10 protein-coding genes, 1 rRNA gene and 1 pseudogene are annotated in these 16,100 nt (G+C 57.9%); 1 reads left to right on the top strand and 11 read right to left on the bottom strand.

Annotation, left to right across the window (positions count from 1 at the left end; all coding sequences use genetic code 11):
• Positions 1-700: 700 nt before the first annotated feature.
• The 4 genes from BMY45_RS23520 to BMY45_RS23505 form a co-directional block, all read right to left on the bottom strand.
• Positions 701-1,216: a hypothetical protein gene (locus BMY45_RS23520; RefSeq protein ID WP_092402192.1), complete on the bottom strand. Its 516-nt coding sequence runs from the start codon at positions 1,214-1,216 to the stop codon at positions 701-703.
• A gap of 228 nt (positions 1,217-1,444) precedes the next feature.
• Complete coding sequence (locus tag BMY45_RS23515) at positions 1,445-2,269, bottom strand: TIR domain-containing protein (RefSeq protein WP_092402189.1); 825 nt, start codon at positions 2,267-2,269, stop codon at positions 1,445-1,447.
• Between the two features lie 152 nt (positions 2,270-2,421).
• A complete protein-coding gene (locus BMY45_RS23510; protein ID WP_256573678.1) occupies positions 2,422-3,438 on the bottom strand; it encodes a tyrosine-type recombinase/integrase in 1,017 nt (338 codons plus the stop codon).
• Positions 3,439-3,473: 35 nt separating this feature from the next.
• On the bottom strand, positions 3,474-3,920 hold the full coding sequence (locus BMY45_RS23505; protein ID WP_092402184.1) for a hypothetical protein: 447 nt from the start codon (positions 3,918-3,920) through the stop codon (positions 3,474-3,476).
• Positions 3,921-3,967: 47 nt separating this feature from the next.
• Between BMY45_RS23505 and BMY45_RS27940 the strand changes: the two are divergent.
• A pseudogene (locus BMY45_RS27940) lies at positions 3,968-4,102 on the top strand (LysR family transcriptional regulator); the annotation flags it as partial.
• Here the strand turns inward: BMY45_RS27940 and BMY45_RS23500 are convergent.
• The 7 genes from BMY45_RS23500 to rrf form a co-directional block, all read right to left on the bottom strand.
• The gene (locus tag BMY45_RS23500) at positions 4,099-4,602 is read right to left on the bottom strand and encodes an outer membrane lipoprotein YfiB (protein ID WP_092402181.1); all 504 of its coding nucleotides are present in this window, start codon (positions 4,600-4,602) and stop codon (positions 4,099-4,101) included. The pseudogene BMY45_RS27940 and the gene BMY45_RS23500 overlap by 4 nt on opposite strands.
• 3 nt (positions 4,603-4,605) lie before the next feature.
• Positions 4,606-5,874 carry a diguanylate cyclase DgcN/YfiN gene (locus BMY45_RS23495; protein ID WP_092402178.1) on the bottom strand — a complete coding sequence of 423 codons (1,269 nt, stop codon included), beginning with the start codon at positions 5,872-5,874 and terminating at the stop codon, positions 4,606-4,608.
• Positions 5,871-6,446, bottom strand: a complete 576-nt coding sequence (locus tag BMY45_RS23490) for a regulatory sequestration protein YfiR (RefSeq protein WP_092402175.1) — start codon at positions 6,444-6,446, stop codon at positions 5,871-5,873. The genes BMY45_RS23495 and BMY45_RS23490 overlap by 4 nt, the downstream gene beginning before the upstream one ends.
• Positions 6,447-6,584: 138 nt before the next feature.
• The gene (gene recD, locus BMY45_RS23485) at positions 6,585-8,681 is read right to left on the bottom strand and encodes an exodeoxyribonuclease V subunit alpha (protein ID WP_092402172.1); all 2,097 of its coding nucleotides are present in this window, start codon (positions 8,679-8,681) and stop codon (positions 6,585-6,587) included.
• Positions 8,678-12,367, bottom strand: coding sequence for an exodeoxyribonuclease V subunit beta (recB, locus tag BMY45_RS23480; protein ID WP_092402169.1), 3,690 nt, complete (start codon positions 12,365-12,367; stop codon positions 8,678-8,680). The genes recD and recB overlap by 4 nt, the downstream gene beginning before the upstream one ends.
• Positions 12,364-15,816: an exodeoxyribonuclease V subunit gamma gene (recC, locus tag BMY45_RS23475; RefSeq protein WP_092402166.1), complete on the bottom strand. Its 3,453-nt coding sequence runs from the start codon at positions 15,814-15,816 to the stop codon at positions 12,364-12,366. The genes recB and recC overlap by 4 nt, the downstream gene beginning before the upstream one ends.
• Before the next feature lie 155 nt (positions 15,817-15,971).
• Positions 15,972-16,087 (bottom strand): 5S ribosomal RNA (gene rrf, locus BMY45_RS23470).
• Between the last annotated feature and the right edge of the window lie 13 nt (positions 16,088-16,100).

Here is a 16,100-nt window from a genome sequence, read left to right as displayed (position 1 = left end):
ATGGGCATCTTCCAAGGTCGATCAAAAGGTTCTTGGTTTGGGTTATGTGGCTAATGCTGGATCAGGACATGGCAAGCCTGAAGGCATCTGAAGGGACAACCGTGGCGACGGCTGGGAGCTACTGCTATCGAAGAGAATTATTTTTGAGAATATTTCTACCGGGTAGCCATAGTGAGGGGTTTTAAACGTCACTGGACAGACTGCTCATTACCTGAGTGAGATTCGCTCTGTTCCAACCATGGGAATCTTCAAGGGTGTCGTTGCGACAGCTTGGAGCAGCCCCCTCGATCTATTAGGAGGGAAACCCGGTCAGCGGTCTTCAGGGAACACTTCAAAGAGACTTCAGTGAGCATTGCTTCTTCGTCGATAGAGACCAGACCATGAGCGTAGGTTCTCCAAGATTCCTTTCTATTGCTCAGGACACCACGAAGCGCTATCAGGTGAGACCGAGTTGATTTGGGAAAGAGGTCAGAAAGGATCTTAGCGTCCGCTTCGGTAAGCTTGGAGATGGCTGAATAAGACAGGATGGGCATGATTGATGAGCCTCCTTTGCTTTGCTCTTTAAGATTCCTTTCGAGGAGGGGTGATTATTATCACTACCCCTCTCCTCAATGAGCGGGTCGATAAGGGGTCTGATTTCTGGTCGATTGCTATGGTCGATTGGGTGTCTTAATGGTTCTTATAAGTATGCGGCATTTAATCAAGCTGCCTCTTTGCCGAGGGTCCTCAGGTCATATTGCAGCTTTGCGAGGGCTTCAGGACTCGGTGGCTCAAGCTGGTCTTCCCAGTCATTGACGCGGGTGTCGGGCCTCAGGAAGCCGTAGCGCATCTCGTGGCTGAGGTCATCGGGGCGACTCTTAAGAAGGTAGGGCATCGCCAATTCAATGGCCTTCACGTAGCGCTGAGCCTGTCGGAGACCCAGTCTGTATTGAGCCATGAGGATGGCCGCTGAGACGACCTCAAGTTCCGCAAGGATGGCTACGAGGCGCTTCACGGACAGAGGCTTGGATGAGCCACCAGACCCGATAGACCGGTCATGCCAGTCGAGCCGGGCGATGCCCTCAAGGATGTCCATGGCGAAGGTAGGATATTGCCCGTAGTCGGTGGTCGGCCCAATGAAGCCGTAGAACAGGTTGGTGATGATCTTGGTGGGTCGGCCTCGGCCACGCTTGGCGGTGGTGATGGCTTCGTGTTGCGCGGGAGAGTAGCTGGTCAATGGGATGGTCCTCATGTGGTGGGTTAGCCACAGTGAGGGTTTTTAACGACATCCAACCTGAATTTTACAGGGCATGTCCGAAACACCTAAATTCATTCGGGAAGTCCGTTTAGAAGTATAGTTAGTGGCAGCTAATCAATCATAAAATCACTATTCGGAGCCTATTAGTAGAGCTATAAGCCGAGCATACACTGGCAAGGCGGGGCCAATGCATGCTCGTTTTTCACCTCAGAACGGGATGTCGTCATCCGCATTCATAGCAACCCGAGTTACTGTCTCATAACTAAGCCCTTCAAACTGCTCAAACAGCTCGCCGAGCTTTGATGACTCATCTTTGTATCTCTTTGAAATGTATCGTATCGAACGAGCCATCTCCTTAAGTGCGTCTAACGACTCCTCATAACCCCCAATCATTTGCGCATCAATATCGTGGGCGCGGATAAACGATTCCAATAACTCCTCGATTGCTTTAGGAGAAAATTGAGTAGTCTGCCGGGCAGCTGACCGAGACAGGAGCAAAATCTCATCTAAGATTTCTCTATCAGCACGCACAGGGCCATCAACGATAGTAATTGACGTCAGGATTTCATTGATTTTTTCTTCAAGATCCGGCCACCACTTTTCGAAAACAGTGTCCAGCGTCTTTGCAGGTAGTTTCTGATCACCAAGCCTACCGTTAATCACAGTGATTAGTTTGTGGAAATCCGCCTTCGTAAACTCAGTTGTTTGGAACTGTTTTAACGGACCGGAGAGATCAGCATTGTTTATTCCAAACAGAATAGGGCAGACATAGCTTTTATCGAGACTCTTTGATAGTGCTCCTGCCTCAAAAAGAATCCAGTCACTGTGAATATTGTCTCTTGTGATACAAAGAATCCCGAGCTCAGCGCTTGAAAGCTCCTTCGCAATGTCGTTAGCCCATCGACCTCCCTTCTCAATATCAGAAGGTGTGAAATACGGACTCACAAGCTGCAACACTCCGGGGAGCCAATCCCGGATGGACTCTGCTAATCGTTTACTGACTGAACCTGACCAACTAATGAAAACTTTCATAAAGAGCTCTGCCGAGATCAAAACTGCAGATGATAGCAGTGCGATACTGTTTTGCCATCCACCTTAGAAATCCTGAATAGCCCCTTCACTACCTGGCCCATAGAAGTCATCGCTGATCGCCCCCCCCCCCCGACGAATGCCTCAAGATCGACTCAGCGGCTCCCAATGCACCCACAAAGCAAACCATTGAGCATCTCAGCGATGACCGCCACGGGGACACCTGAGCCATAAATATCAAAGGTTACCGTTCCCGTGGCGTGCCCCATGACAGCTTGAGCATGAGTCGTAGGAACCCCTTTGGCCTGCATGAGGGAAGCCAATGAGTGGCGCAATGAGTGGAACACCAAGCCCCTTTCATAGGACTCCCCAAGAGCCTGAGGGATTGCCTGCTGGTTGACCCATTCGCCTGCTGGTCTGTAGCCGATCTGTGCCAACGAATCGTTCCCGCTCTGTTTGCAGGTCTCGACATACCGCAGGAAGGCTTGAAGGTCGAACCCATAGGCACCATCAGTCAATGGCACCAGCCTCTCACTACGCTTGTTCTTGATGGATTTACCCTCACCAACCTCATTGATGTGGATAACGACGATGCCTGATTTGAGGGTCTGAATGTCGCTGACGCTCAACTGAGAGATTTCATTGAGTCGGCCACCAGTGATGATGCCAAGGCTCAGCAGCCAGCGTTTCCATGACGCCTCAGGGAGCTTATTCGCATAGGCCATGAGGCTGCCTATCTGGTCCTGAGAGAACGCCTTACGGGTGGACTCAGTGCCTTTAGTGAACTTGAATTTCTTGTCGAATGACTTTTCGAGATGACCATTCTCAACCGACCAGTTTAGTACAGCAGAGAGCTTCATCAGCATCTGGTTTACCGTTGATGGTTTCCGCGTGGTCGCAAGCCTATCCCTCAGGGCCACAAGATCCGCCCTTGTGTGCTTCCTCAGGTCCAAAGCTCCTAACTCGGCACATAGGACGCCATGAGTGAACTTGGTTGAGCTGAGGGTGCTGGCTTTCTGTTCTCCTGCCCGGTCAGCCATGTAGAGCCCAGAGAGGACCTCAAAGGTTAGTGGAGGAGCTAAAACAGATAGGGACAGAGGCACGTCATTGGCGTGCTTCAATGCATCCTGAGAGCCTCCTTCGAGATCCCTAATGATCTTGACCAACGGCACTGAGTCACCTTGTAGTCGAACCTGAGCAGCAGCCATCACATCCTTAGCTTAGACACATGCTCATGCTGATCGACGTTAAGCGGCATCGTTGCGGCGATCTCCGTCAGGTTCGTCCTAACGTCCTCATACAGGTCGCCCCAGTCACGCAGCGAGTGAACATCATGGGAACAGGACAAGAGACCCTCAGCGACCCACAGCAAATGCTCGCGAAGCTCACTCCAAGTGGCCTCAGGGTGATCCAGATGGAAAGACTTGATGGTCTCGGCAAGTCGTCTTGAAGCGTCCATAGCGGCCTTTCTATCGGTGGTCTTAAGGGATACGGAGGTAGCCTGCGTGGTGCTGCCGGTCTCTCTGAGGCGTAGATAGTAGATGCCGTTGCGCCTGTAGTGATAGGGCTTAGCGAGCCTCGTGGTCGGCCTGAGAGTTAGAGCAGAGTTTGTGACAGCACTTGTAACAGGATAGGGCTTGGAAGTGGTCATCATGGCGTTAGGGTCCCGTAATCATTGGGTGGAACCCTTACGTCCTGTAGTTCTGGATGTACTGCCGGGAGGATCTGCGCAAGCTCAAGCGCATCACCCTGTTGTGGGATTACATCCGCGAAGTGACTGAGCAGAATCAGCCACTGCTGATGGGCGATAGCCGGGAGATGGTGTTCGCCGACTAGTCGGCGATGACCACGATGGCGACGCGACGGTTTTCGGTACGCCCCTCCACCGTGTCGTTGGAGGCGACTGGCCTGCTACTGCCCAGCCCCCGTGTTTGAACGTTTTCTTCGCGCATGCCCACGTCAATCAATACCTTGCTCACGCTGCTGGCCCGACGTATCGACAGTTGCTCGTTATAGGCTTGCGAGCCTGATGCGTCGGTATGACCATCGATCCGCACCCGTTCGATTCCAGCCCCCAGCAGAGCTTTACCAATTCGTTCGACGATCTCGGTGCTGGCCGCGTTGAGGTTTTCCACATCGCTGCCAAACAGCACCTTGCCCGATAGACCGAAGGCCCAGCCTTCGTCAGTCAATTCGAACCCTTGTTGTTTGAGCACGGCGACTTGCGCCGGGGTAAGACCTTTTGGGGGCGGCGTCTGGCAGCCGGTCAGGGCCAGAACGGTGATGAACAAAAGCGCGGCTAAGCGCTGCAGGGAGAGTTGAGGATAGAGGCGCACGAGTCAGCTCCTGGCTTGAAGATCAGCAACCGGGTGCTCCGCCCCGGCCGTGTGTTGACCGCCTCTGGCGAGGCGTTTGGCCTGATACATCGCCGCATCGGCGGCATTGAGCAAGGCGCCTGGTGTAGCGCCATGATCAGGATAAACGGCGATGCCGACACTCAGAGAAGTCAGCACCGAGGCATTGCCGGGCAATTGAATGGGCATTTCCATGCTGGCTATGATTTTTTCGGCAATCAGCTCGGCATCCTCGGCCCGGTGCAAGGGCGCAAGCAGCACGGCAAATTCGTCCCCGCCCAGGCGCGCCACCAGGTCACCTTCACGCAACTGCGCCCGAACCCGTGTCGCCACCGCCGTCAGCACCGCATCACCGGCAGCATGGCCGAAGTTATCGTTGATACCCTTGAACCGGTCACTGTCCAGATAGAGCACGGCGACCTGCTCGTCGAGTTTGTTGGCATTGCGCAGTGCACGGATCAGCCGGCCTTCGAAAAATGCGCGATTCGGCAATCCGGTCAGGCTGTCATGACTGGCCTGGTGAGCCAGGGTTTCGTTCTCGCTTTGCAGGTGGGTTTGCCAAGACTCCAGTTCATCAAGCAGCGCGTTGAAGTCATTGCCCAGGTTATCCAGTTCGGCGATAGCGGCCGGCGGTACGCGTCGGTCGAGGGCGCGTTCGCTGCGCGCGGCATGGGCCACCTCGGCAAGGCTGCGCAGCGGCCCGGTGATTGCGCGTAACTGACGCCGCGCCAGATACAACGCCACCCAGGCGCTCACCGCCGTGCACAGGACAATTCCCGCCAGGCCGCTGAGCAAAAACCGCAAAAGACTGCCGCCATGCCCCGACAGTAGAACTGCGCCTATATTCTGGCCCTGATGGATGATGGGCAGGCTGATGGGCTTTTCCAGGAAGGTTTTGGCGATGTGCCTTTCCAACTCCGACAACAAGCCTGTTTCCGGCCGCTGCCAGCGAGCCAGCAGACGCCCGTGCTCGTTGAACACCTCGGCATCGGCGACTTCTTCGGTGGAGGCAATCACAGCCAGCGCCTCAGTCGCCGCCACTGAGTCATCGAACACCACGGCCGCTTCAACGGTATAGCTGATCGAACGGGCGATCAGGTGCAGGTTGTGATCGGCATAGACTCGCAGCGCAAGTACACCGAGCAACGTCAGGGAGACACTGGCCATGGTGATCGCCACCAACGCGACAATCAGGTGACCGCGACCGATGACCGAGCCCAGTGTGGGACGAATCCGTGCCATGGGCAGATTCATGGTGCTGCTGGCCTGCGACGTGAAAGCTGCAAAACGCTGGGGTGAATGCGCACGCCACTGCGCGCCACCGAATCCAGGTTGACCTCGAACGAGACCTGTTCGTCAGCGACCCGCAGACAGAACAGGCTGCCGACGGTGCACTGATCGCCGCCTTCACTGATGCTCAACACAGGTTTGCCGATCAAGGACGCAAACAGACGGGTGCGCTCGTCAAGGGTCAATCTGCCGATGTAGATCGCGTTGCAATCAGTGGCGATGCTGGGGTGATCGGCCAGCACCCGCTGCACAGTCACGGGCCGGCCAGTGGCCTGCGTCGTACCCTTGACCAGATCGTCGGTGTATTGAGTCGGCCCGACAATGCACAACTGCAATTGCGCTGGTTCCACGGGCCAGCGGGCGTAGCTGAGAATTCCCAACACAACCTGGGTGACGGATTCGGCCCGCTGTTCAGCCCGGGTCGTGGTGGCCTGCTCCTGGCCGACAACCACAGGCGCCAGTAAGCACAGAAGGCTGGCGAGCAAATATTGCCTCCAGCCCTTGCGGCGCACTGTCTCCTGAACAGCCACACTCATGGAAAGTCTCTTGGTCGATGCAATAAGTGCCGGAAAGATAGCACAGTGCCAAAAAGCCAGCGAGGCAGCGTTCTGCGACGCTTGCGATATCCGCCGGCAGAACAGCTTCCCAGGACATTGACCGTGAAAGTCGGTCGCTCAGACAGTTCCTTCCAGCTCCAGCATCAACCCACTCAAGCGCTTGACCTTGCGCCGAACCGCCTCTTCAAAGACTCCCGCTCGCGGCTCTATCAGGCTGAACCACTGCTTGCCCCGAGTAATGGCGGTGTACACCAACTCTTTAGTCAGCACGGGGTTCAGCGCATCCGGGAGAATCAAAGCCGTATGGGCGAACTCCGACCCCTGGGATTTGTGCACCGTCATGGCAAAGACAGTTTCTACATCATTCAGGCGACTGGGCAGGACGAAACGCACACCGCCCTGGCCATCGTTACGAGGGAACGCGACCCGCAGAACCTGCTTGCCCGCGTCCGGTCCATCTCGTTCGGGCAGCTTGAGCGCGATACCGATATCGCCATTCATCAAGCCCAACCCGTAGTCGTTGCGGGTCATCAGAACCGGGCGCCCTTCGTACCATTGGTGATCGCTGTCGATAAGCTGGGCCTTGAGCAGTGCGGCGGTGATGCGCTGGTTCAACCCCTCGACGCCCCACGGGCCTCTGCGTACGGCACAAAGCAGCTGGAACTCGTCGAAAGCCGACAGGACCTCTCGAGCCCAATCTGTCCAGCAGCCGTCCTCAAGCGGTCGGGAAATGGCCGGGCGGCGCTGACGCAACAGGCTCAAGTAATGCCGATAACCCTTCGGCCCTTCTGCCTTGCCATCGAGTAACAAGCGCTCCAGCGCTCCATCGTGTTCGCCCCTCAGCGCCAGGGAAAACAGGTCGGGGAATTCACCTTCGAGCAGCAGTTGACGGGCCTGTTCCGGTTGTTGCTGGTTGACCCGACGCGCCAGTTGACCGATCCCACTGCCCTCACCGAAGCGCCGCGAATGCCTGAGCATGACCACTTGCTGGGCCAGGGCATGAGTACCATCGAGGTCTTGCCGCAGATCACTGGCCGCCAGGTTTTCGCCGCTGACCGACTCCAGCCAGGCCAGGGTCCGGCGGCTGTACCAACCCTCCTCGGCGTCCCGACACAAGTCCCCCAATACGGCCCCCGCCTCAACAGAGGCCAATTGGTCCTTGTCGCCCAGCAATACCAGTCGCGCATGAGTCGGCAGCGCATCCAGCAGATTGGCCATCATCTCCAGATCGATCATCGAAGCTTCATCGATCACCAACACATCCAGTGGCAAGCGATTGCCCCTGTGATGGCGAAAATGTCGGGTACCAGGCCGACTGCCCAACAAACGATGGACCGTGGTCACATCGCAGGGAATGCGTTCACGCACGGCGTCAACCACATCGAGAGTGCGAACCTGCTGGCTGATGGACTCGGTCAGACGTGCCGCCGCCTTGCCTGTGGGCGCGGCCAGGCGGATCCGCAGCGGTTTGCCTGCCTCGACAGCGGGCGCCTGAAGCAAGGCGAGCAAGCGCACAACCGTGGTGGTCTTGCCGGTACCCGGGCCGCCGGTGATGATGCTGAAGGCTCCGCGGGTCGCCAGCGCACAGGCCAGTTTTTGCCAATCGATCGGGCCCGCGGCTTTGGCCGGCCCGAACAATCCGCTCAAACGCTCGCGAAGATCGCCAGGTGCGGCTTCATGTTCGGCAAGCCGTTGCCGCAACGCCTCATCGATCCGCCGCTCATAAGCCCAATAACGACGCAGATAAAGACGCTTACCTGATAACACCAAAGGGCGCTGCCGCGCCTCTTCATGCTCATCGACGGCCAAGGCCACCAGCGCACTGGAGGCGAGGACCTTGCACCAGTGAGCCCCATCGAGGGTCCGTAGTATTTGCGAGGGCAACAGCTCCACGCCGGTTTGCGAGTCGCCTTCAGGCGGCAGTGACAGGGCGAAATCCGGCTCCTTGAGCGTTTCGAACAAATCCAGGCAGACATGCCCGTGTCCCAACTGATGGCTGGTGAGCGCCGCAGCAAGCAGCACCAATGGATCATCTTCAGGCGCGAGTTCATGGAGGAAGGCGACGAATGCCTTGTCCAGGGCGCGCAGCCATCCTCGTTCGACCCAGCGGGTGAGCAACAGCAGCAAGTCATCCGCACGGCTCAGAGGAGCCAGATCCATCAGGCTCTCGTCATCAGACGGCTTGGGTAACAGATCGGCAAAAGAACGTTTCATAGCAGCTCCCCCTGTTCCCATGCCGGTTCAGCCTTTGGCTCGCACCTCCCCTGGAACATGCGGTCCAGGTGCTCGATCAGCGCCCGTGGAGGCTTGGTGAAGTAAACGCCCTGACTGGCTGAGCGGGTACCGCGCAGGAACAGATACAACGCCCCACCGACATGCCGGTCGTAGTCATAGCCAGGCAGGCGCGCCTTGAGCTGACGGTGCAGGGCCAACAGGTACAACACGTATTGCAGGTCGTAGCGATTGTCGAGGATTGACTGTTCCATGGCCGGCGCGGTGTAGGCCATGTCATCGACACCCAGCCAGTTGGACTTGTAATCGGCCACGTAATATCGGCCATCGTGCTCGAACGTCAAATCGATGAAACCCTTGAACATCCCGTTGAGTAACACCGGCTCAGCGGCCACGCGAGCGACACCGCCATGGGTGAATTGGCAAACCAGTTGGTCGAGCTTGAGCACATCGACCTTGTGGCTGGCAAACCAGAATTCCATTTCGACCTGGAACTGGGACAGGTTTTCGAGCACCACCGGCGCCTGACCGTCCCCTATGTGCATAGGCAGTTTGATCAGGTGTTGCAGCCAGTCACCCAGGGTAGCGATCCAGCCTTTCCAACCTCGACGATTGCAGCGCCGGGCTATGGCATCCTCGATGGCGCTTGGCGTCGCTTCAAATCCTTCGCCAGCAGCCCATTCCAGTAGACCATGAAGAAAAGTGCCGGGGCCGGGGCCACGAGGGAAGCGGTGAATATCGCCACCCACGGCAACAATTTCCCTTGGGGCATCGGGGTCAAGCCGCTCATCGTCGAACAGCTTCTGAGCCTGCGGGTTCTCCGGTGCATCATTGCTGGCCGCACTCAGGCTTTCCCCGATACGCAAAGCGCTGTAGGAGGCGATCCACCAGTTTTCGCTGGCTTTGCGTACGGGAATCAAAGGTTCAAGCAATACCGCTTCGTTGCGTGGCGGCCGGTAATGCTCATCGGTGGCCTGGGGCATCTCCTGATAGCTGATCACTGCGCTGCCTTGTTGCAGGTCCTCCAGCCAGCGCCTCAACTCCACCGACTCGACCAACGGCATACCACCGCCCAACAGATAGCCCAATGCGGACAAGTGCAGGATCGAACTATTGCTGTTGCCCCGTTTAAGATCAGCCACACCCAACCAGCAAGCGTGTTGTGCGCGGGTCAGGGCCACGTAGAGCAGCCGCAGATCCTCGGCCAGACGCTCGTCATCGGCCTTGGCAATCAACTCGGCGGTAGGCTTGAGACTAATCTGTGCCTTGCAGGCTTCATCGTGGTAATGCAAAGGCAACCGACTGCCATCCACCGGTTTCGTTGAACAGATGAAGGGCAAAAAGACCAGTGGATATTCAAGTCCCTTGGACTTGTGAATCGTGACCACCTTGACCAGTTGCTCATCGCTTTCCAGGCGCAGGATCTGTTCTTCGCCAGCCTGTCCGGACAGCGCCAGGTGCTCGGACAGATGCCGAATCAAAGCTTGCTCGCCATCCAGCTCGCCGGCGGCCTGTTGCAACAGCTCGCAAAGATGCAGCAAATTGGTCAGCACCCGCTCGCCGTCGCTGCGCGTCATCAAGGCTTGGGGTAGCTCGAAATCATGTAGCAGGCGACGCAACATGGGCAACACGCCCTGGGTACGCCAGACCGTACGATAACCTCGGAACTGCATGACCCGACGCTCCCAGGCCAGCTCATCCTGATTGAGACGTTCCAGCTCCGTCAGCGCAAGATTCAGCGTGATGCTGGCCAGCGCTGCCCGCAGTGGCCGCTCGACATCCGGTTCAGCGCAGGCCTTGAGCCAGATCAGCAGGTCCCGCGCTTCCTGGGAAGCGAAGACCGAGTCTTTATCGGACAGATAGACACTGCGCACTCCCCGTGCGGACAGCTCGTCGCGCACTGCCTGAGCTTCTTTACCGTCACGCACCAGGATAGCGATATCCGACGGGCGTAATCCCTGGAGCGTCCTCTCATCGACCGTAAAGCCATCGCGCCCCGATTGGCCGCCATTGAGCAACGCCGTGATCTCACTGGCACAAGCCGCCGCCATGTGCTTGCGATACACCGCCCCGGAAAGCGGCTGATCAGAAGACAGGTGCCAGATATTCAGTGCGGCAACGGGTAGCCCGTCGACCTGCAAGGACTCCTTGCGCCCTTGGGACTCAACGGGCAGGAACGGCACCGGGTTCTTGCCCGACGGTTCACGAAACAGAAAAGCACCGCGCCCTTCAGGGCGGGATTCGGCATTCTGGAAAATATGGTTCACCGCACTGACCATGGCGTGGCTGGAACGGAAGTTTGTTCCCAGCGTATGCAGCCTGCCGGCGGTGGCTTCGCGGGCGCGCAGGTAGGTATAGATGTCAGCGCCGCGAAAAGCGTAAATGGCCTGCTTCGGGTCACCGATCAGGAACAACCCGGTGTCGGGGTTGCTTTCTGCGATGTGGTAGATGCTTTCGAAGATGCGATATTGAATCGGGTCGGTGTCCTGGAACTCATCGATCAGCGCCACCGGAAACTGTTCGCGGATCAAGCTTGCCAGACGTGCTCCACCTTCGGCTTGAAGGGCTGCGTCCAGACGCAGCAGCATATCGTCGAACCCCATCTCCGCACGGCGCCGTTTCTCCGCCTCAAAACGTGCCCCTACCCATTGCGCGGCATGTTGCAGCACCGCGGCATCGGGGGTGGGCAAGGCTTCCAGGTTGGCCTTGAGACCGGACATGGCGTCCAGCCCGGGATGACTGGGCACTTCGCCTTTCCAGGCCTCGGCCATACCCTCGGGGGTCAGGCGTGTGAAGCCGCTGCCGATGTCCAACAGTTCAAGGCTTTCGTCCTCCACCCAGGCATTGATTTTCTGAAACCACGGCTCGAAGTAGCGGGCCTGCATCTTGCGCCCGTCGACGCTTTTGTTGGCAACGCCTTGCTGGCAGATCTCCAGCAACTCCACGGCCCATTGCCGCCACGGCGCCTTGAGATCGAGCAAGGCGGCGCTGCGCTCCTGAAGCGATGCGGCGATCAGTTCGGCCGGTTCAAGCCCCTCAGCAGCATCGCGTTCGCTGGAAAACAGGCCTCTGACTCGCGGCAGCAGCGCAGCGGGCCCGCCCCAATGTGTCCGCACCCAGTTCAGCGCCTCACCTTGCATCGAGTAGCAGAACAGCCGCCAATAGTCGCGGAGCACTTCGCCAAGCAAGTCGCTGTGATCGGTTTCCAAGGTCTGTGTAAACAGGCTACCACTGTCAAAAGCATGTTCACGCAGCATGCGCTGACACCAGCTATGGATGGTCGACACTGCTGCTTCATCCATCCATTGCGCAGCGATGTCCAAACGGTTCGCACAGCCAGGCCACTGCGTTGCATCGAACTCATCCCGCAACTCGGCGATCAGCGAATCCGGGGCGGCAATTTCATCACGAAAGAAACGCGCCGCCTCAGCCAGACGCGTGCGGATACGCTCACGCAACTCCTTGGTAGCAGCGTCCGTAAAGGTCACCACCAGGATCTGCGGAGGAAGCAGTTCGCGACCAAAACCGGTAGCCGGGCCGCCATGCCCCAGTACCAGACGCAGGTACAACGCCGAAATGGTAAAGGTCTTGCCGGTACCGGCGCTGGCCTCGATCAATTGACTGCCACGTAGCGGGAAGGCCAGGGCGAGTGGAGGCTGGCGAGTCATGAGCTTACCTCCTCGCCGGCCAATGAACGCCATGGTGCGTCGAGCAGTGGCCGGTAAAGTGCATCGCACCAGTCGGAGAATGTCTCGTCGGCCGTCAAGGCATCGAAGTCAGCAAACTGCCGGGCCAACGCCGGACTTTCCCGCCGCTCGCCTTCAGAGTTCTGCCCGTCGCCTTCGTAGGCTTTTCGAGCTGCCGCATCGGCTTTGGCAGGATCACTCTGGCCGAGCCAGGCGAAGGCGGTCTTCACCGCGACGGGAAGCGGCTGACGCATACCCGCCTGCCAGGCTTGCAAAAGATCACCGAGCAACCGTCGTGCTACGGGCTCTTCAAAAGGAGCCAGCAGCAAGCTGTCATCACTGGCCACCAGTGCCGTCGTCATCGAAAAGCCGTTAGCGCACGCAACAAGATGATTGACCCAAGGACGAATCAGACGATGCCATTTACGGGTCTTGGGGGAGCCAATACCGTTGGGTATGGCGCTGATGGTGAGAACCGCTCCATCGGCACGCTGGTGCAGGCCACTAAGCCAGCCCTCGACGCTCACGCCGTGCAACTGCAAGCTGACAGGCAAGGCACTGGTCAGCGGTGTGGGCCATAACGCCAGAAGCTGCTGGTAACGCTGGAGCAAATCAGGCAAAGGCTCGATCAGTTCACGTTGCATGCATTCACCGAAACCGGCCATCGGTAACAGGCCGCTGTTCTGCAGTCTTTTGGCATGAGTGGCCAGTGCCAGATCCGGTTGATCGAGGCGAACCAGGGCGGCCTCCAGCAAGCTGTCGCTCAGGCTGTAGCGTTGCAGCGCATCAAGAACGAAGGGTTCGTCATCTGCCAAAGGGGCCTCGATGGCCTCGAAGAATATTTTGAGTCGTTGACTGAAGAAGTGCCGGACGGGATTGCGCAGGAAGTCCTGCAGTTGCCCAAGGCCCAAGGGCTCTTCCTGAACATAGGGTTCCAGCACCTGGCTTTGGGCGGCGTGTTCGTGGGCACCATGAAGCATTCGCCATTCGCTGGCGTAACTGAACAACGCGCTGCCTTGATGAAAATAACGAGCACTGAACGGTTGCAAAGGATGGTCCTGGGTCAGCGCCTCAAGCAGATCCTTGCTGTCATCTGCCAACCGCCACCCACTGGCAAGATGATCCCGCAGTTGGCCGACCAATACTGACGCAGGACGGTCACTGTTGTCGCGGATGCTGCGTCCGACCCAACTGATATAGAGCTTTTCCCGGGCAGAGAGCAGCGCCTCCAATAACAGATATCGATCATCTTCGCGTCGGGAACGATCCCCGGGGCGATAGTCGCTGCCCATGAGATCGAAATCCAGGGGCGGTTGCGCTCGCGGATAATCACCGTCGTTCATTCCCAGCAGACACACCAGCTTGAAGGGGATGGCGCGCATCGGCATCAAGGTGCAGAAGTTGACCGCACCGGCCAGGAAGCGCTGGGACAGTCGGCCCTGATCCAACCCTGCCAACCAAGCCTCACGGACAACAGTCAGGGGCAACTCATCATGCAGGGCAACTGACTCACAGGTCTCCAGCCAGGTTTCACGCAGGTCTTCAAGTTGCGCCAGCAGATAATCGTCGTGTTCGTTGCTCGCCTGGAAAAACAATTGCATCAGATCCTGCAGACGCGAGCCCCATTCTTGCGGTGATGCGGGGAGGCTGAGTTCCTGATGAGCCACTTCCAAAGCATCCAGCAACGCAACCAGAGGACCGATCAACGCCGCATCCAGGCCACCAATTTCATCATAGGGTTCGATGCCGTCGTAGGCGCCCGCGCCGCCGACGGCATAGCCCAGCAGCATGCGCCGAAGACCGAAACGCCAGCTGTTCTGCTCGAGCTCCGCGGGCAATCCCAATCCGGCACGATGTTCGGCATTCATGCCCCAGCGGATACCGGCACCCTCGATCCAGCGGTGCAGCGTAGGCAAGTCAGCTTCATCGATACCGAACCGCTCACGCAACGCCGGAACATCGAGCAGATCGAGGATTTCGCTGACCGGAAAGCGGCTATCCGGCAGCTTGAGCAAGTGTTCGACAGCGATCAATAACGGATCACGTCCACGCTGGCCCTGATCAGTGAGGGTGAAAGGAATGAAACGGGGATCAGTTCTCTCAAGCTGACCGAACACAGCACGTATATGCGGTGCGTAGCTGTCGATGTCCGGGACCATGACGATGATATCCCGGGGGCGCAGGCTCGGATCCGCACTGAAGCGGGCCAGCAGTTGATCGTGGAGGATTTCAACCTCACGCTGGGCACTGTGGGCGATATGGAAACGGATAGACCCGTCCTGCTCCGTATCGACCGCAGGCCAGTGCTCCCGGGTTTCGTTCAGGGGGCGCAGCTCGAGAATGTCATCCTGCAGCTGACTGAGAAGGGTCGTGGGATTGCCCTCGCTGAACAGGTCGATCCGTCCATCGCGAAATACCGAGCGATAACTGTTGGGGTCGTCGTAGCTGTCGAGCAGGTTGATATAGTCACGCCCCTGCTTGCCCCACGCTGCCAATAATGGATGAGCGTGCTGATGCAAGGTCTGCGGGTCGAGGACGACAGGCATTCCGGCCTTGCGGGCCTGGCGCTTGTATTGGTGACGTAGCAGGTCCTTGTCGGCCACGATGTCCGCCCAATGGTGGCGACATGGGTTATGGACGCACAGCAGAATCTGGCTAAACCGGGACAGACCGGCAAGTGCTTCCAGGGCTTGGGCCGGCAGAGAGGAAATGCCGAACACAATCACCCGCGCGGGCAGGTTCCTGGGAGCCACTTCCAAACTGTTGATGCGCTCGATGTACCGTTGATGAACTCCGGCACGGCTTTGGGCCATGCCTTGCTCGCCCACATCCACCAGAAGGGCGCGCCACAGTTCGGCCTGCCAACAGTTTTCTGGCGCGAGCGGCTTGATTTCGCCCCGGACACTTCTTGTCTGATGCCGACCCTCCGCCCAGTCCTCCAGCCAATCAGCCCGGTACACCTGGTATTGGTCAAACAGATCGGCAAGGCGCTCGGATAACTGATAACGCTTGCGCAAGTCGGTATCGTGGGTAAGAAAACGCCGCAGGGGTTCGAAATGGGGCTGCTCGATCAATTGCGGCAGAAGGCGCATCAGCCGCCAGGTAAGGGGAGCCTTATCAAGCAACGACTTGGCCGGAATTTCGTCACGCCCCAGAACCGTTCGATAGAGTTGCCACATGAAACTGCCGGGCAATTGCACATCAATGGCGGCGGCAATACCGCAGCCACCGGTATCGTCGTCTTGCGGATCCTCAGCCAATGCCAGCTTCAACCACTGGGCGATGCCGTTGCTTTGAACCAGCGCGATTTCATTTTCAAGAGGCCCCAGCGGATAGCGCCGCATCAAGCTGATCACCAGGCTGCGCAACTCATCCAGGCGATTCCCGTGGACCACCATGAACGCAGGGCTTAAGGACGTCGCGTCCGGCATAAAGGCATCCTTGAAAATGCAAAAGCTAGGGCCGAACCTTAGCACTGTCGGGGGGCTGTGACAGCCGGGAGCTGTCCGTGCCTGTCGTAAGAAACTTTCCTGCGGGCAAAACAAAACCCCTACCTGCATCAGCAGATAGGGGTTTCGGAATTTAATCTTGACGATGACCTACTCTCACATGGGGAAACCCCACACTACCATCGGCGATGCATCGTTTCACTGCTGAGTTCGGGATGGGATCAGGTGGTTCCAATGCTCTATGGTCGTCAAGAAATTCGGTAGCC

Source organism: Pseudomonas sp. NFACC39-1, from assembly GCF_900110355.1.
Lineage (GTDB): Bacteria > Pseudomonadota > Gammaproteobacteria > Pseudomonadales > Pseudomonadaceae > Aquipseudomonas > Aquipseudomonas tehranensis.
Note: the sequence above shows the minus strand (reverse complement) of the source record. Positions and strands in the feature narration are given on the sequence as shown.